The organism is Hydrogenophaga intermedia (assembly GCF_000723405.1).
Taxonomy (GTDB): domain Bacteria; phylum Pseudomonadota; class Gammaproteobacteria; order Burkholderiales; family Burkholderiaceae_C; genus Hydrogenophaga; species Hydrogenophaga intermedia.
In genome coordinates, this window is record NZ_CCAE010000031.1 from 12,535 (window position 1) to 28,319 (window position 15,785).

General features: G+C 68.4%; 16 protein-coding genes and 1 tRNA gene. 11 read left to right on the forward strand and 6 right to left on the reverse strand.

Going from position 1 to position 15,785, the window contains the following annotated elements:
* Positions 1-9: 9 nt before the first annotated feature.
* From BN948_RS16505 to BN948_RS16515, 3 genes are read right to left on the reverse strand one after another with little or no spacing between them, the layout of a single operon-like run.
* Complete coding sequence (locus BN948_RS16505; protein WP_009520112.1) at positions 10-516, reverse strand: peptidylprolyl isomerase; 507 nt, start codon at positions 514-516, stop codon at positions 10-12.
* Positions 517-518: 2 nt separating this feature from the next.
* Positions 519-1,109: a peptidylprolyl isomerase gene (locus BN948_RS16510; RefSeq protein WP_009520113.1), complete on the reverse strand. Its 591-nt coding sequence runs from the start codon at positions 1,107-1,109 to the stop codon at positions 519-521.
* A gap of 10 nt (positions 1,110-1,119) precedes the next feature.
* On the reverse strand, positions 1,120-1,701 hold the full coding sequence (locus BN948_RS16515) for a tetratricopeptide repeat protein (protein ID WP_009520114.1): 582 nt from the start codon (positions 1,699-1,701) through the stop codon (positions 1,120-1,122).
* A 222-nt stretch (positions 1,702-1,923) separates the two neighbouring features.
* On the opposite strand from BN948_RS16515, the gene cysS reads away from it, so the two are divergent.
* The 8 genes from cysS (at position 1,924) to BN948_RS16555 (ending at position 9,810) form a co-directional block, all read left to right on the forward strand.
* Positions 1,924-3,306, forward strand: a complete 1,383-nt coding sequence (gene cysS / locus BN948_RS16520) for a cysteine--tRNA ligase (RefSeq protein ID WP_035622651.1) — start codon at positions 1,924-1,926, stop codon at positions 3,304-3,306.
* Entirely contained in the window at positions 3,306-3,944 is a 639-nt protein-coding gene (locus BN948_RS16525) for a DNA-3-methyladenine glycosylase family protein (RefSeq protein ID WP_009520116.1), read from the forward strand. Before cysS ends, BN948_RS16525 begins: the two co-directional genes overlap by 1 nt.
* A gap of 22 nt (positions 3,945-3,966) precedes the next feature.
* The gene (locus BN948_RS16530; RefSeq protein ID WP_009520117.1) at positions 3,967-4,953 is read left to right on the forward strand and encodes an acetyl-CoA carboxylase carboxyltransferase subunit alpha; all 987 of its coding nucleotides are present in this window, start codon (positions 3,967-3,969) and stop codon (positions 4,951-4,953) included.
* Entirely contained in the window at positions 4,889-5,920 is a 1,032-nt protein-coding gene (tilS, locus tag BN948_RS16535) for a tRNA lysidine(34) synthetase TilS (RefSeq protein ID WP_236953926.1), read from the forward strand. Before BN948_RS16530 ends, tilS begins: the two co-directional genes overlap by 65 nt.
* Positions 5,921-6,013: 93 nt before the next feature.
* A complete protein-coding gene (locus tag BN948_RS16540; RefSeq protein WP_009520119.1) occupies positions 6,014-7,294 on the forward strand; it encodes an aspartate kinase in 1,281 nt (426 codons plus the stop codon).
* A gap of 47 nt (positions 7,295-7,341) precedes the next feature.
* A tRNA-Ser gene (locus BN948_RS16545) sits at positions 7,342-7,434 on the forward strand.
* A 78-nt stretch (positions 7,435-7,512) separates the two neighbouring features.
* Positions 7,513-8,409: an EamA family transporter gene (locus BN948_RS16550; RefSeq protein WP_009520120.1), complete on the forward strand. Its 897-nt coding sequence runs from the start codon at positions 7,513-7,515 to the stop codon at positions 8,407-8,409.
* 72 nt (positions 8,410-8,481) lie between these two features.
* Positions 8,482-9,810: a tetratricopeptide repeat protein gene (locus BN948_RS16555; protein WP_009520121.1), complete on the forward strand. Its 1,329-nt coding sequence runs from the start codon at positions 8,482-8,484 to the stop codon at positions 9,808-9,810.
* Positions 9,811-9,817: 7 nt separating this feature from the next.
* On the opposite strand, the gene BN948_RS16560 is transcribed toward BN948_RS16555, so the two are convergent.
* The 3 genes from BN948_RS16560 to BN948_RS16570 are packed head-to-tail and all read right to left on the reverse strand — an operon-like array spanning position 9,818 to position 12,347.
* Positions 9,818-10,252: an RNA-binding S4 domain-containing protein gene (locus BN948_RS16560; protein WP_009520122.1), complete on the reverse strand. Its 435-nt coding sequence runs from the start codon at positions 10,250-10,252 to the stop codon at positions 9,818-9,820.
* A complete protein-coding gene (locus tag BN948_RS16565) occupies positions 10,249-11,679 on the reverse strand; it encodes a sensor histidine kinase (RefSeq protein ID WP_009520123.1) in 1,431 nt (476 codons plus the stop codon). The genes BN948_RS16560 and BN948_RS16565 overlap by 4 nt, the downstream gene beginning before the upstream one ends.
* Positions 11,676-12,347 carry a response regulator transcription factor gene (locus BN948_RS16570; protein ID WP_009520124.1) on the reverse strand — a complete coding sequence of 224 codons (672 nt, stop codon included), beginning with the start codon at positions 12,345-12,347 and terminating at the stop codon, positions 11,676-11,678. Before BN948_RS16570 ends, BN948_RS16565 begins: the two co-directional genes overlap by 4 nt.
* Before the next feature lie 444 nt (positions 12,348-12,791).
* On the opposite strand from BN948_RS16570, the gene BN948_RS16575 reads away from it, so the two are divergent.
* From BN948_RS16575 to BN948_RS16585, 3 genes are read left to right on the forward strand one after another with little or no spacing between them, the layout of a single operon-like run.
* Complete coding sequence (locus BN948_RS16575; protein WP_009520125.1) at positions 12,792-13,751, forward strand: Bug family tripartite tricarboxylate transporter substrate binding protein; 960 nt, start codon at positions 12,792-12,794, stop codon at positions 13,749-13,751.
* Positions 13,752-13,758: 7 nt separating this feature from the next.
* On the forward strand, positions 13,759-14,280 hold the full coding sequence (locus BN948_RS16580) for a tripartite tricarboxylate transporter TctB family protein (protein ID WP_009520127.1): 522 nt from the start codon (positions 13,759-13,761) through the stop codon (positions 14,278-14,280).
* A gap of 1 nt (position 14,281) precedes the next feature.
* A complete protein-coding gene (locus BN948_RS16585) occupies positions 14,282-15,784 on the forward strand; it encodes a tripartite tricarboxylate transporter permease (RefSeq protein ID WP_009520128.1) in 1,503 nt (500 codons plus the stop codon).
* The last annotated feature ends 1 nt before the right edge of the window (position 15,785 follow it).

Sequence of the window (15,785 nt, forward strand, 5' to 3'; positions counted from 1 at the left end):
GTGTTTCACTTAGATAGCGACGGCTTTCTCGATCACGACATCGGTTTTGGGCACGTCGTCGTGGAAGCCGCGGCGGCCCGTGGGCAGGCCTTCGATCTGCTTGACGATTTCGCTGCCCGCGACCACCTTGCCGAACACGGCGTAGCCCCAGCCTTGCGCGCTGGGCGCGGTGTGGTTGAGGAAGCCGTTGCTGGCGACGTTGATGAAGAACTGCGCCGTGGCCGAGTGCGGGTCGCTGGTGCGCGCCATGGCGACGGTGTAGACGTCGTTCTTGAGGCCATTGTTGGCCTCGTTCTGGATCGGCGCATCGGTGGGCTTCTGGTTCATGCCCGGCTCGAAGCCGCCACCCTGGACCATGAAGCCGGGGATCACGCGGTGGAACACGGTGTTGTTGTAGTGCCCCTTGTTGACGTAGGCCAGGAAGTTGGCGGTGGACTGCGGGGCTTTCTCGGCATCGAGTTCGAGCGTGATGACGCCCATGCCGGCGATGTGCAGTTCGACTTGCGGATTGGCCATGTTCATTTCTCCAGGCTGGCTTTGACGATGGTGACGGGGGTCTGGGGGACGTTCTGGTGCATGCCGCGATTGCCGACCGGTACCGCGCGGATCTTGTCGACCACGTCCATGCCGGCAACGACCTTGCCGAACACGGTGTAGCCGTGGCCATCGGGCGAGGGCGCGTTGAGGCCCGCGTTGTCGACCACGTTGATGAAGAATTGCGAGGTCGCGGAGTTCGGGTTGCTGGTGCGCGCCATGGCGATGGTGCCGCGGTCATTCTTCAGGCCGTTGGAGGCTTCGAGCGGGATCGGCGCGCGCGTGGCCTTCTGCTGCATGTCGGCACCGAAGCCGCCGCCCTGGATCATGAAGTTGCCGATCACGCGGTGGAACACGGTGCCGTCGTAATGCTTGTCGTTGACGTACTGCAGGAAGTTCTCGACCGTCTTCGGTGCCTTGGCGGCGTCCAGCTCGACCACGATGTCGCCGAGCGAAGTGCTCAGGCGCACGCGCGGTGCCTTGTCCTGAGCGTAGGCAGCCAGTGGGAGGGAGAGCGCCAGGGTGGTGGCAAGCCCGGCGGCCAGGCGGGCCAGGGCGCGGCGTTGCAGCATCATGAAGAGATCCTCAGCGGGTAGGTGAGTCGAGCAGGCCTTGCACGGCCTTGAGCTTGGGGGCGAGGCGCGGATTGCGCGCATCGAGCGACTGCGCACGTTGCCAGGCGCGTTCGGCCAGGCGCGCGTACACGTCGCCCAGGTTTTCAAGCGCCACCGCGTAGCCCGGGTTGGCGCGCAGCGCGGCTTCCAGTGCCACGCGGGCCTCGTCATAACGGCCGGCAGCGGCGTGCAGCACGGCCAGGTTGTTGTGCGGTTCGGGCAGTTCGGGGTGGTCCTGCGTGAGGCTGGTGAAGGTCTCCTGCGCGGCGGCGCTGTCGCCTTTCTGGTTCTGCGTCACGCCCATCAGGAAGCGCATCTGCGGATCGCGCGGGTTGGTGCGCAGGTAGTCTTGCGCGCGGGCAAGGGCCTGGTCGAGCTGATTGGCTCGCAGAAGGCGTGAAACCTCGTCGTATGCCGAGGGCAAGGGAATGCTGGGTGACTGGGCCTGCGCCAGCCAGGGCAGGGCCAGCATCAGGCCGGCCAGCAAGGCGCGGGCGAGGAAGCGGGAAAAGGCGGAGACGGCGCGGTCCGGCGGTGAAGCTCGGTGGGACATGGAACCTCATGGGATGCGCCGGGCGAAGCAGGTGCCCGACCAGTGGCGCCCACTGGCGCGTGTGAGCGCGTGATGGGCGTCGATATACTGATGCATTGTATCTGAGGGGTACCGGCGAGCCGGTCGCATCAGACCGTGCCTGCGGGGCGCCGGACCCGTGAGGCGCCGCGCTTGTGGACGCGGCTCGAGGCGGTCGGCACCGCACCCGTCCTGCGCCTTGCGATGACCCTGCATATCCACAATACCCTGACGCGCCGGCTCGAGCCTTTCGCGCCCATCGAGCCCGGCCACGTGCGCATGTACGTCTGCGGCATCACGGTCTACGACCTGTGCCACGTGGGCCATGCGCGCTCCAACATCGCTTTCGACGTGGCCCGCCGCTGGCTCGAGGCCACCGGGTACCGCGTCACCTACGTGCGCAACATCACCGACATCGATGACAAGATCATCCGCCGCGCCGTGCAGAACGGCGAATCGGTGCGCGCGCTCACCGACCGCATGATCGCCGCGATGTACGAGGACTTCGACGCGCTGGGCATCGCGCGTCCCACGCACGACCCACGCGCCACCGACTACGTGCCGCAGATGCTCGACATCGTGCGCAGGCTGGAAGAAAGGAACCTGGCCTACCGCAGTGGCGACGGCGACGTGAACTACGCGGTGCGCCGCTTCCCGGGCTACGGCAAGCTCTCGGGCAAGACGCTGGACGAGCTCAACGCGGGCGAGCGCGTGGCCGTGGCGCAGGGCAAGGACGACCCACTGGACTTCGTGCTGTGGAAGGCCGCCAAGCCCGAGGAGCCCGCCGACGCGCAGTGGGACTCGCCCTACGGCCGTGGTCGCCCGGGCTGGCACATCGAATGCTCGGCCATGTCGTGCGCATTGCTGGGCGAAACCTTCGACATCCACGGCGGCGGCGCCGACCTGCAGTTCCCGCACCACGAGAACGAGATCGCGCAGAGTGAGGGTGCCAACGGCGTGCCGCTGGCCAAGGTGTGGATGCACAACGGCTTCGTCAACGTCGACAACGAGAAGATGTCCAAGAGCCTGGGCAACTTCTTCACCATCCGCGAGGTGCTGCAGCGGTACGACGCCGAGACGGTGCGTTTCTTCATGCTGCGCGCCCACTACCGCAGCCCCCTCAACCACAGTGACGCCCACCTCGATGACGCGCGCGCCGCGCTCAAGCGGCTGTACACGGCACTGTCGGCGGTAAAGGCGGCGGACGTCGCCATGGACTGGGCCGATCCCTTCGCCGCGCGTTTCAAGGCCGCGATGGACGACGACTTCAACACGCCGGTCGCGCTCAGCGTGCTGTTCGACCTCGCGAGCGAGATCAACCGCGGCAAGGACCCACGCCAGGCCGGTCTGCTGCGCGCGCTCGGCGGTGTGCTGGGGTTGCTGCAGGCCGATCCCGTCAAGTACCTGCAAGGCGGTGGCGCCTCCGACGAACTCGTTGGTGCGGTCATCGAAGCGAAGATCGCCGACCGCGCGAGCGCGAAGCTGGCCAGGGACTTCGCCGAGGCCGACCGCATCCGCAAGGAATTGCTGGACGCGGGCATCGTCCTCAAGGACAGCGCCGCCGGCACCACCTGGGAACGCGTCTGATGAGCACCGTGTTGACTGTGCCTGAGCCTGAGTATTGGCAGGACGCCTGCAAGCACCTGATGAAGCGCGACCGCGTGATGAAGAAACTCATCCCGCGCCACCCCGATGTCTGCCTGCAATCGCGTGGCGACGCGTTCGTCACGCTGGCGCGCAGCATCGTGGGCCAGCAGATCTCGGTGAAGGCCGCGCAATCCGTGTGGGACCGGTTCGAATCGCTCACGCGCAAGATGACGCCCGCGCAGGTGCTCAAGCTCAAGGTGGACGACATGCGCGCGTCCGGCCTGTCGGCGCGCAAGGTCGAGTACCTGGTCGACCTGGCGCTGCACTTTGCCGACAAGCGCGTGCGCGTGAGCGACTGGCCCGAGATGGACGACGAGGCCATCATCACCGAGCTCGTGGCCATCCGCGGCATCGGCCGCTGGACCGCCGAGATGTTCCTCATCTTCCACCTGATGAGGCCCAATGTGCTACCGCTGGACGATATCGGCTTGCAGACGGGCATCAGTCAGGCTTACTTTTCGGGTGAGCCCGTCAGCCGCAGCGAGATCCGCGAAGTCGCGGGGTCCTGGGCCCCGTTCTGCAGCGTGGCCACTTGGTATATTTGGCGGTCGCTCGATCCGCTCCCAGTGAGCTATTGAGTCATCGGAAAAGGAGCCAACTTTGGCCAAGAAGAACTTTCTCGACTTCGAGCAACCGATCGCGGAGCTCGAATCCAAGATCGAGGAACTGCGTTACGTGCAGACCGAGTCGGCGGTCGACATCTCCGAAGAGATCGACAAGCTCGCCTCCAAGAGCCAGCAGCTCACCAAGGACATCTACAGCAATCTCTCGCCGTGGCAGATCACCAAGATCGCGCGCCACGCCGACCGGCCCTACACGCTGGACTACGTGCGCGAGATCTTCACGCACTTCGTCGAGCTGCACGGTGATCGCCACTTCGCGGACGACCAGTCCATCGTCTGCGGCATGGCGCGTTTCAACGGCCAGCCCTGCATGGTCATCGGCCACCAGAAAGGCCGCGACACGAAAGAGCGTGGCCTGCGCAACTTCGGCATGACCAAGCCCGAGGGCTACCGCAAGGCCCTGCGGCTGATGAAGCTGGCCGAGAAGTTCAAGCTGCCGGTCTTCACCTTCGTCGACACGCCCGGCGCCTACCCCGGCATCGACGCCGAAGAACGCGGTCAGTCCGAGGCCATCGGCCGCAACATCTTCGAGATGGCGCAGCTCGAGGTGCCCATCATCTCCACCATCATCGGCGAGGGCGGCTCCGGCGGTGCCCTGGCCATCGCGGTGGCCGATCAGGTGCTGATGCTGCAGTACTCGGTGTACTCGGTCATCAGCCCCGAGGGTTGTGCCTCCATCCTCTGGAAAACCAGCGAGCGCGCGAGCGACGCGGCCGAAGCCCTGGGCATCACCGCGCACCGACTCAAGGCCCTGGGCCTGGTCGACAAGATCGTCAACGAGCCCGTGGGCGGTGCGCACCGCGACCACAAACAGATGGCCGCCTTCCTCAAGCGCGCCCTGGCCGACGCCTACCGCCAGGTGGCCGACCTCAAGGTGAAGGAACTGCTGGAGCGCCGCCATGCGCGCCTCGATGGCTATGGCCGCTTCACCGACACCAAGGCCGACGTCAAAGACCGTCGCTGAGGCGAACGGATGGCCCGGCGCCGACGAGCTCGGTGACTGGGCGGCGCGGCATTCCATCGATCAGGACAGCGCGCCGATCGGCATCGCCTGCAGCGGCGGGGCCGACTCGGTGGCCTTGCTGTTGGCCGCGCACGCGCGCTGGCCGGGGCGCTGCGTTGCGCTGCACGTGCACCACGGCTTGCAAGACGCGGCCGATGATTTCGAGGTCTGCGTGCGCGAACTCGCGTCTTCGTTGGGCCTGCCGGTGCACGTGGCGCGGGTGAACGCCCGGCACGCCGCAGGCCAGAGCCCCGAGGACGCGGCCCGGCTCGCGCGCTACGCCGCATTGGCCGAACTGGCGAAAGGGCAGGGCATCGGCTGGGTACTGGTGGCGCAGCACGGCGACGACCAGGCCGAGACCGTGCTGCTCGCGCTCTCGCGCGGCGCGGGTCTGCCCGGCCTGGCCGCCATGCCCGAGGCCTTCGAGCGCCACGGACAGCGTTTCGGCCGCCCCTGGCTCGGCGTGCCCTCGCACAGCTTGCGCGAAGCCTTGATGGCTCGCGACCAGCGCTTCGTCGACGACCCCAGCAATGGCGACGAGCGCTACACGCGCAACCGCATCCGCGCGCAACTGATGCCGGCCTGGGCGCGCGCCTTTCCCGGCTACCGTGCCGCGCTCGCGCGCAGTGCCGCGCATGCCGCGCAGGCGCAGCGCCTGCTCGACGAACTGGCCTCGATCGATCTGCTCGCCATCGGCGAGCCGCCAAGCCTCGTTGGGCTGCAAGGCCTCTCACGCGACCGGCAGGCCAACGCCCTGCGGCACTGGCTGCGCCGCGCGCACGGCGTGGCGCCCAGCGCCGCGCAGCTCGACGAACTGCTCGACCAGGTCCACGCCTGCCGCACGCGCGGACACGCCATCCGGATCAAGGTGGCCGACGGCTTCGTGAAGCGTGACGGTGAGTGCCTGGCCTACACCCCCTCGGTATAATCCCGCGGTTTTGCCCGGCCCCTGTGGCTATGCGGCGCGCGCCCCGATGAAGCCCTGAAGGACACGACGCGCCGCGTCCCTTCTCCATTCCAAATGGCCCTCATCGTTCACAAGTACGGCGGCACCTCCATGGGGTCGACCGAACGCATCCGCAACGTGGCGCGTCGCGTCGCCAAATGGCACAAGGCCGGCCACCAGATGGTGGTGGTGCCCAGCGCCATGAGCGGCGAAACCAACCGCCTGCTCGGCCTCGCCAAGGAACTGGCGCCGGCCAAACCGGGGAAGGCCCACGGCCGAGAGCTCGACATGCTGGCTTCCACCGGCGAGCAGGCCTCCTCCGCGCTGCTGGCCATTGCGCTGCAGGCCGAAGGCATGGACGCCGTGAGCTACGCCGGCTGGCAGGTGCCCATCAAGACCAACGACGCCTACACCAAGGCCCGCATCGAATCGATCGACGACGCCCGCGTGCGCGCCGACCTGGAGGCGGGCAAGGTGGTCATCGTCACCGGCTTCCAGGGCATCGACGGTGACGGCAACATCACCACGCTGGGTCGTGGCGGCAGCGACACCTCGGCCGTGGCCGTGGCCGCGGCGCTCAAGGCCGCCGAGTGCCTGATCTACACCGACGTCGATGGCGTCTACACCACCGACCCGCGCGTGGTGCCCGAGGCGCGCCGCCTGCTGCGCGTGAGCTTCGAGGAGATGCTCGAGATGGCCAGCATGGGCTCCAAGGTGCTGCAGATCCGCTCGGTGGAATTCGCCGGCAAGTACCAGGTGCCGCTGCGCGTGCTCTCCAGCTTCACGCCCTGGGACATCGACCTCGCCGAAGAGGCCGCCTCCGGCACCCTGATCACTTTTGAGGAAGACGAACAAATGGAACAAGCCGTCGTTTCCGGCATTGCGTTCAACCGCGACGAGGCCAAGGTCTCGGTGCTCGGCGTGCCCGACAAGCCCGGCATCGCCGCGCAGATCCTGGGCGCGGTGGCCGACGCCAACATCGAGGTCGACGTCATCATCCAGAACCTGAGCAAGGACGGAAAGACCGACTTCAGCTTCACGGTGCACCGCAACGACTACCAGAAGACGCTCGACTTGCTCAAAGCACAGGTGGTGCCTGCGCTCGGAGCCGCCGACGTGGTGGGTGACAACCGCATCTGCAAGGTCAGCATCGTGGGCATCGGCATGCGCAGCCATGTGGGCGTGGCCAGCCGCATGTTCCGCTGCCTCAGCAACGAAGGCATCAACATCCAGATGATCTCCACCTCGGAGATCAAGACCTCGGTGGTCATCGACGAGAAGTACATGGAGCTGGCCGTGCGCGCGCTGCACCGCGAGTTCGATCTCGACCGCACCGCCGACACGATCAGCGCCTGACCAAGCGCTGGCCTGCGTGAGCTTTGGGGCATAATGCGTGCTTTCGCGGAGCGATGACCGAGTGGCCGAAGGTGCTCCCCTGCTAAGGGAGTATGGGGTGTAGAGCCTCATCGAGGGTTCGAATCCCTCTCGCTCCGCCAGATGTTCACATCGACAAGGCGCCCTTCGGGGCGCCTTTGTTTTTGTCCCCTCGCTTGTTGTCGTCGCCGGACCTCGCCATGTCACAAAGCCTGTCGCGCACCGCCTTCGCCACTCTGCTGCTCATCGCCTTCATGATGGGCGCCAATCACGTGGCCGCGCGCCTGGCTTTCGACCACGGCGTCACCGTGGCCACGGCCGTCACCTTTCGCAGCGGCGTCACGGCGCTGGTGGTCACGGCCATCCTTCTCTTCTACCGCGTGCCCTTCCAGCTCACGGCGCGCCACCGCAAGGCGCTGCCCGCCATCGGCCTGCTGGTGGGTGTGCAAAGCCTGTGCCTGTACGCCGCCGTGGCGCGCCTGCCGGTGGCGCTGGCGCTGCTGGCCTTCAACACCTACCCTTTGTGGACGGCGATGTGGGCGCGCATCGTGTACGGGCAGAAACCGGCGCCCCACCTCCTCAAGGCCATGCCGCTGATGCTGCTGGGCCTCGCGCTCGCGCTCGATGTGTCCGGCGCGGCCTCGGGCCTGGGTGCGGGCGGGCACTGGGCGCGCATCGGCGTGGGCGTGGGCTTCGCGCTGGCGGCGGCGGCCAGCTTCGGCCTGGCGCTGGTGTTCACGCAACACGAGGCGGGCGACCTGGACGGCCGCCTGCGCACGGCCACCACCATGGGCATCGTCGCCGTGATCGCGCTGGCCGCCAGTGCCACGCAGGGCGGGTTGCATTTTCCGAACGCGCTGCCCGGTTGGTGGGGGCTGCTGGGCCTGACCTTTCTCTACGGCACGGCCTTCACCATCATGTTCACCGTGCTCCCCCGCCTGGGCGTGGTGGGCAACTCGGCCATCATGAACATCGAGCCCATCTTCGCGCTGGTGTTGGCCTGGGTGTTCCTGGGGCAATCGATCGCGGCGATCCAGGTGGCAGGTGGCCTGATCGTCGTGGCCACGGTGATGTGGCTGGGCCTGCGCAAGGGCTGAAGGCCGCGGGAACCGCAGGGCGGGGCGCTGCCACGGAACGTGGCAACCACCGGCCAGCAGACCCCGCCGCACATGACCGACACCGCGCCGACCCCCGAAGCCGACCCATCCGCCGCCGCCCTCGAAGAAGCGGCCAGCCAAGAGTTCGAAGCGGGCGCCTGCGCCAAGGCCCTGGCGCTGCAGAGGCAAGCGCTGGGGCTCCACGTCGCGCACCATCGCCTGGCGGATCAGGCGCGTTGCCATCTGAGCATCGGGTATCTCAGCTTCCTGCTGCGTGACCACGCCGGTGCGCATCAGGCCTATCGGGCCGCGATCCGCCTCCGTGAAAGTCTGAAGGACTGCCATGGCGCGGCAGTGGGCTGGGAGCGGCTGGCCGAACTCCATCAGCACATGGGTGACCACCAGGCCGCGCTCCATGCATTCGACCAGGCGCTGGCCTGTCTGCGCCGCTGCGGCGCTCTCAAGGACCTGGGCACGGTGCTCAACAACAAGGCGGTTTCCCACCGGGAAATCGGGCAACGGGCACAGGCCATGCAATGCCAAGAGCGGGCGTTGGAGATTCGGCACGAACTGGGCGACAACGAAGGCCTGGCGGCCTCCTTGCACAACCTCGGCGTGTTGCACGCCGACGCGGGTGCCCACGAGGCCGCGGCTGCGTCACTGGAGCAGGCACGTGAGTTGCGTGAAAGCCTGGGCGACCGTTCGGGCCTGGCGAGCACCGAGCTGCACATTGGCGTGCTGCACGAGCAGCAAGGGGACTTCGAGCAGGCGGCGAAAGCCTATGAAGGCGTCATCGCGGCCTGCGCCGCGCTGCCGCCTCATGACGGCCGCACCCTCGCCGCCGCGCTGTGCAACCTGGGCGGCCTCATGGTGGCGCGAGGCGAGGCCGCAGGCGCCATGCCCCTGCTCGAACGGGCGCGGGGCTTGCTGCAGGAGTCCGTCGAGACGCCAGGCCTCGCCTACGTCGAGTACCACCTCGGTCTGGCGCGGATCGCCCAGGGCGATGTGGACGGTGGGCTGGCCGCTCTCACGAAGGCGCAAGACATCCAGCAGGCTTGCGGCGACATCCGGCAACTGAGCGCCACCTTGTCGGCCAAGGCATGGGTCGACGTGCGGCTGCGCCGCTTCGCCAGCGCGGAGCCACTGTTGCGTCAGGCCCTGGACATTCAGCAACGGCTCGACGAGCACGGGGCGCGGGTCCACACGCTCCGCTTGCTCGGAGACTGCCTGGCCGGGCAGGGACACATCGAGGCCGCGCAGCAGTGCCACACGCAGGCCGAACACCTGGCAATGTTGCTGAGCTTGCCCCTGCCCAGCGCCGACGCACAGGCCGGGCGCCCGGACGCGGCGCCGGCCACCGCGCTGGCGGCCGTCAATGGCGTCCGCCGGGTGCTCCAGTAGGGAGCGCTCAGTTCGCATCGCCGTCGTCCAGCGACGCGCTCCAACGGTTTCCCCAGTCCTTGAGCGTGCGCCGGTCGCGCTTGGTGGGGCGCCCCTGGGTCTGGCTCAGGGCGGGCTCGGGCGCCAGGCGCCGCTGCTCCGCGCTGGCCAGCCGGCGCGCCACCGATTCGGGCGTTTCCTCATAGAGCTGTTGCGCCACCGGTGCCGGCCCGCGCACCGAACTCAATCCACGCACGACCACGGTGCGCAGGTCGTTGCCCTGGCGGAACTCGACGGTGTCGCCCACGCGTGGCTCGCGCGAGGCCTTGGCCGCCTGCCCGTTGACGTTCACGCGCCCTTTGTCGATCGCCTCGGCGCTCAAGGCACGGGTCTTGAAGAAGCGCGCGGCCCACAGCCACTTGTCCAGGCGCACGCGCTCGGGTTCGGTCTTGGTCGTCGTCATGTCGTTGTGGTGGAGGCCAAGGGCAGGCGCACCGTCGCGTCGAGTCCGCGCACGCTGCCGCTGTCCATGCGGTTGTCCAGTTCGATCTGTCCGCCCAGCGATTGCACCACCTCCCGGCAAATGGCAAGCCCGAGGCCCGAGCCGGAGAGGCTGGGGCCGGCGCGGTGGTCGGTGGCGAAGGGCTGGAACAGGCGCTCGCGAAGCGCGGAGGCGATGCCAGGTCCGCTGTCGCGCACGATCAGTGCGGCGGTGCGCGCGTCGCGCAACAGGCCCACCCGCAGCGCACCGCCCGGTGGCGAATGCTTGATCGCGTTGTGCAGCAGGTTGCGCGTGAGCTCGCGCAGCGCCCACTCGTGCGCCCGCACCGGTGCCGCCTCGTTCACGTCCAGCGAGAAATCCAGCGATCTGTCGGCGATGAGCGCCGACAGATCGAGCGCCACCGCGCGCACCACGGCGGCCCAGTCGCTCACGGGCACGTCGCGGTCCTGGCGCAACTGCTCCACCTTGGCCAGCGCCAGCATCTGGTTGGCCAGCTCGGTGGCGCGGTCCACGGTGTGCGCGATCTCGTCGAGCGCCTGGCGCGGCTCCACGTCGCCGCGCCGGGCCGACTGCAACTGCGTCTTCAACACCGCCAGTGGCGTGCGCAACTGGTGCGAGGTGTCGCGCACGAAGCGTTTCTGGTGCTCCAGCAGTTGCGACAGCCGCTGCATGTGCTGGTTGGTCGCGTCCAGCAGGGGCAGCAGCTCGCGCGGGGCGTCCTGCGCGGGCAGGGGTGACAGGTCGTTCTCGCTGCGCGAGGCAAGCGCGCGGCTGATGTCACGCACCGGCCGCGTGGCGCGCTGCACCACCAGCACCACCACGAAGGCGATCACCGCCAGCAGCGCGGCCTGGCGCCACAGCGTGTCCACCAGGATCTGGCGCGCCAGGGTTTCGCGCAGCTCCAGCGTCTCGGCCACCTGGATGGTGGCCATGCCCTGGCCCTGCACGCCCGCCACCGGTTGAAGCAGCACGGCCATGCGCACCGGCACGTCGCGGTAGCGGTCGTCGTAGAAGCTCACCAGTGCGGCGTAGATGTTGTCCGAGGGCGCGTCGCGTCGCGGCGGCGGCATGTCCGCGAAGCCCGAGACCATCTCGCCCTGGAAGCCGCTCACGCGGTAGAAGAGCCGGCTGCGGTTGTCGGCCTCGAAGGCCTCCAGCGCGGAGTACAGCACGGTGGCCTGCACGTGAACCTCGCCGTTCTGCGCGGTGACCTGCAGTTGCTCGCCCAGCGATTTGGCCGTGGCCAGCAGCGTGCGGTCGTAGGCCGTGTCGGCGGCCGCCAGGGCCTGGCGGTAGAGCACCACGGTGTTGAACACCACGTAGCCGAACACCGGGAGCAGGATGCCCAGCAGCAGCGTGCGGCGCAGCGAGAGCGCGCGCGGCTTCATGGGTTGGCCTTGATGAGGTAGCCCAGGCCGCGCAGCGTGACGAGCTGCGCGCCGGTGTGTGCGATCTTCTTGCGCAGGCGGTAGGCCACCACCTCGATGGCCTCGGGCTGCACGTCGTGCTCACCGGGGAAGACGAGTTCGAACAGGCGCTCCTTGGCGATGGCGTGGCCCGGGCGCGCGAGCACCGCACGCAGCAGGGCGAGCTCGCGCGGCGGCAGTTCGAGGGGCTGGCCCAGGTGGTACACGGCGCCGCTCTCGCGGTCCACGGCCATGCCGCACCAGGCGGTGGCGGGCGCGGCCTCGGCGTCGCCCGCGCGGCGCACCAGGGCGCGCACGCGGGCCTCCAGCTCGTCCAGGTCGAAGGGCTTGGGCAGGTAGTCGTCGGCGCCGGTGTTCAGGCCCAGGATGCGATCGCCCACCGTGCCGCGCGCGGTGAGGATGATCACCGGCGTCTTGAGGCCGCTGCTTCGCGCTTGCGCCAGCACCTCCAGACCGTCCTTGCCGGGCAGCGACAGGTCGAGCAGCACCGCGTCGGGCTGCGTGTCGCGCCACACCGCCAGCGCGCGCTCGCCGTCGTCGCAGGTCACCACCTGGATGCCACGCCGCTCGAAGGCGCGGCTCAGCGTGGCCTGCATGGTGGTGTTGTCTTCGACGAGCAGCAGCTTCATGGGTGGAGAATTATGTTGTGCGGGGCTGACTTGGAGGCTTGATCTGTTGCTTGCTTGCTTGCTTGCGAGGGTGGGGGGCTCCTGGCCCCTGCTTCGCGAGGGCCGCTGGTGCGGGTGCCCGTTCTCCGGCCCACGCTCGCGCAGAGGCGTCCGGGCGCTCGGACTGGGCTGGCGTCACCGCCGTGGTTTGAGCGCCCCCTCTGTGGCAAGCGCGAATGGGGCCTGCGCCCGGACACCCACACCATCGACCCCAGTGGCGGATGGGCTGGCCAAAGAAAACCGGAATTCCCTTCGCTCGGCGAATAAATGGAATCTGACCCCAATCAAGGGGAGCCGGATTCCTGTTGGCGCGCTCAGGGTTTCTCCCAGTGCGCCCGACAGCCAACTGACAGCCCCCGGCCCGACCATTCGCGGCGTCGATTCCACAACCACGGAGACAAGACCATGCGCCGCGACACCTTCCTCAAATCCCTGGCCGCCCTCGCCGCCGCCGGTGCCCTGCCCAATGCGGCATGGGCCGCCGCCAACATCAAGATGATGATCCCCGCCAACCCCGGCGGCGGTTGGGACGGCACCGGTCGTGCCCTCGGCGACGCCCTGCGTGATGCAGGCGTGGCCTCGTCGGTGACGTACGAGAACAAGGGCGGCGCGGCCGGCGCCATCGGCCTGGCCCAGTTCTTCAACGCCAGCAAGGGCGACCCGAATGCCCTGATGGTGATGGGCGCCGTGATGCTCGGCGGCATCATCACCGGCAAGCCACCCGTGTCCATCACCCAGGTCACGCCCGTGGCGCGCCTCACCACGGAATACAACGTCTTCGTGCTGCCGGCCGATTCGCCGCTCAAGACCATGAAGGACGTGGTCGAGCAGCTCAAGAAGGACCCGGGCAGCGTGAAGTGGGGCGGCGGCTCGCGCGGCGCCACCGAGCACATCGCGGCCGCGCAGATCGCGCAGGCCGTGGGCGTGCCGGCCGCCAAGATCAACTACGTGCCCTTCCGTGGGGGCGGTGAGGCGGTCGCGGCCATTCTGGGGGGCAACGTCACCATCGGCGGCAGCGGCTACAGCGAGTTCCAGCCCTACATCGAGAGCGGCAAGATGCGCGCCATCGCCGTCACCTCGGACAAGCGCCTGGACGGCATCAACGTACCTACGCTGAAGGAGCAGGGCATCGACGTGGTGATCGGCAACTGGCGCGGCGTGTATGGCGCGGCCGGCATCACTCCCGCGCAGCGCGACGCGCTGGTGGCCATGGTCGTCAAGGCCACGCAGAGCAAGTCCTGGGCGGAATCGGTGAAGAAGAACAACTGGACGCCCGCGCTGCTGACCGGCAAGGCGTTCGAGGAGTTCGTGGACCGCGACTTCTCCAGCCTGCGCGCGACCATGGTTCGCGCCGGCATGGTCTGAGCCGCTCATGAGTGACGTGCAGCATCCCCCGCCGGTGAACGCGGGCCAGGTGGCCATCGGCCTGGGCGCACTCGGCGTGGCCGTGGTGCTGGCCGTGGGCGCCTGGCAGCTTCCCGCGTCCACCGGCTACTCGGGCGTGGGGCCGAACGTCCTGCCCTGGGTGATGTGCGTGGCCATGGCCGTGTGCGGCGCTCTGTTGCTGTGGCAGGCGCTGCATGGCGGCTGGCGCGACGTGGAAGCGCCCTCGGGCGCCGAGCGCGGCGACTGGCGCGCGCTGGCCTGGGTGGCGAGCGGCGTCATTGCCAACGCCGCGCTCATCACCACCATCGGCTTCGTGCTGAGCTGCACCCTCTGCTACGCGCTGGCCGTGCGCGGTCTTCGTTTGAGTGAAGGCCGTGCGGGCGGTGGCGCGCGCACCACCTTCGTCGATGTGGTCACCGGCGTGCTGATCTCGGCACCGGTGTTCTGGGTGTTCACCAAGGTGCTCGCGGTCAATCTGCCCGGCATCAGCGCCAGCGGCTGGATCTGATATGGGCGACATCCTCACGCAACTCATGGGCGGCTTCGCCACGGCCGCCACGCCCATCAACCTGTTGTGGGCGCTGGCCGGCTGCGCGCTGGGCACCGCCATCGGCGTGCTGCCGGGCCTGGGGCCTGCCGTCACGGTGGCCATGCTGTTGCCCATCACCGGTCAGGTGGAGCCCACGGCCTCGATGATTTTCTTCGCCGGCATCTACTACGGCGCCATGTACGGCGGCTCGACCACGTCGATCCTGCTCAACACGCCCGGCGAGACGGGCACCATGGTGACCGCGCTCGAGGGCTTCAAGATGGCCAAGAACGGTCGCGCGGGTGCGGCGCTGGCCACGGCGGCCATCGGCTCCTTCGTGGCCGGCACCATCGGCACCGTGCTGGTCACCTTCTTCGCGCCCGTGCTGGCGGAATACGCCGTGCGCCTGGGGCCGCCGGAGTACTTCTGCCTCATGCTGCTGGCCTTCACCACGGTGAGCGCGGTGCTGGGCCAGAGTGCGCTGCGCGGCCTCACCGCGCTCTTTCTCGGCCTCTCGTTTGGCCTCGTCGGCATCGACCAGATCAGCGCGCAGGTGCGCTACACCGCGGGCATCCTGGAGTTCATGGACGGGGTGGAAGTGGTGCTGGTGGCGGTGGGCCTCTTTGCCGTCAGCGAAGCGCTCTACAACGCGCTCTACGAGGGCCGCATGCAGTCGTCGATGAACCGCCTGACCAAGGTGCACATGACGCGCAACGAGTGGCGACGCTCCTGGCCGGCCTGGCTGCGCGGCACGGCGATCGGCTTTCCCTTCGGCACCATTCCCGCGGGAGGTTCCGAGATCCCCACCTTCCTGAGCTACGCCACCGAACGCAAGCTCGCCAAGGACGAGGAAAAGGCCAGCTTCGGCACCACCGGCGCCATCGAAGGCGTGGCCGGGCCAGAGGCCGCCAACAACGCGGCCGTCACGGCCACGCTGGTGCCCCTGCTGACGTTGGGCATCCCCACCTCGGTGACGGCGGCGATCCTTCTCTCGGCGTTGCAGAACTACGGCATCAATGCGGGGCCGCAGCTCTTCCAGACCTCGTCGGCCCTGGTGTGGGCGCTCATCGCCTCGCTCTACATTGGCAACGTGATGCTGCTGGTGCTGAACCTGCCGCTGGTGGGCCTGTGGGTGAAGCTGCTGAAGATTCCGCGCCCGCAGCTCTACGCGGGCATCCTGATCTTCGCGACGGTGGGCGTGTACGGCATGCGCCAGAGCGCGTTCGATCTGTACCTGATGCTGGCGATCGGCCTGCTGGGTGTGCTGATGCGCCGCTTCGATTTCCCGGCCGCGCCGGTGATCGTGGGCCTGATCCTGGGGCCGCTGGCGGAGGCGCAACTGCGCAACGCGCTGTCGATCGGCGAGGGCAACTGGCTGATCTTCGTGCAGCGGCCGATGTCGCTGGTGTTGCTGATCGCGGTGGTGGGGGTGTTGGTGGTGCCTCGGCTGTTGGCGCGTCGGCAGAGGCGGGCTTTGGCCTGAG

Excerpts from the sequence above, each read along its gene's own strand:
- BN948_RS16505 (WP_009520112.1), bottom strand. The coding sequence starts at position 516 with ATGGCCAATCCGCAAGTCGAACTGCACATCGCCGGCATGGGCGTCATC.
- BN948_RS16510 (WP_009520113.1), bottom strand. The coding sequence starts at position 1,109 with ATGATGCTGCAACGCCGCGCCCTGGCCCGCCTGGCCGCCGGGCTTGCC.
- BN948_RS16515 (WP_009520114.1), bottom strand. The coding sequence starts at position 1,701 with ATGTCCCACCGAGCTTCACCGCCGGACCGCGCCGTCTCCGCCTTTTCC.
- cysS (WP_035622651.1), top strand. The coding sequence starts at position 1,924 with ATGACCCTGCATATCCACAATACCCTGACGCGCCGGCTCGAGCCTTTC.
- BN948_RS16525 (WP_009520116.1), top strand. The coding sequence starts at position 3,306 with ATGAGCACCGTGTTGACTGTGCCTGAGCCTGAGTATTGGCAGGACGCC.
- tilS (WP_236953926.1), top strand. The coding sequence starts at position 4,889 with ATGCGCGCCTCGATGGCTATGGCCGCTTCACCGACACCAAGGCCGACG.
- BN948_RS16540 (WP_009520119.1), top strand. The coding sequence starts at position 6,014 with ATGGCCCTCATCGTTCACAAGTACGGCGGCACCTCCATGGGGTCGACC.
- BN948_RS16550 (WP_009520120.1), top strand. The coding sequence starts at position 7,513 with ATGTCACAAAGCCTGTCGCGCACCGCCTTCGCCACTCTGCTGCTCATC.
- BN948_RS16555 (WP_009520121.1), top strand. The coding sequence starts at position 8,482 with ATGACCGACACCGCGCCGACCCCCGAAGCCGACCCATCCGCCGCCGCC.
- BN948_RS16560 (WP_009520122.1), bottom strand. The coding sequence starts at position 10,252 with ATGACGACGACCAAGACCGAACCCGAGCGCGTGCGCCTGGACAAGTGG.
- BN948_RS16565 (WP_009520123.1), bottom strand. The coding sequence starts at position 11,679 with ATGAAGCCGCGCGCGCTCTCGCTGCGCCGCACGCTGCTGCTGGGCATC.
- BN948_RS16570 (WP_009520124.1), bottom strand. The coding sequence starts at position 12,347 with ATGAAGCTGCTGCTCGTCGAAGACAACACCACCATGCAGGCCACGCTG.
- BN948_RS16575 (WP_009520125.1), top strand. The coding sequence starts at position 12,792 with ATGCGCCGCGACACCTTCCTCAAATCCCTGGCCGCCCTCGCCGCCGCC.
- BN948_RS16580 (WP_009520127.1), top strand. The coding sequence starts at position 13,759 with ATGAGTGACGTGCAGCATCCCCCGCCGGTGAACGCGGGCCAGGTGGCC.
- BN948_RS16585 (WP_009520128.1), top strand. The coding sequence starts at position 14,282 with ATGGGCGACATCCTCACGCAACTCATGGGCGGCTTCGCCACGGCCGCC.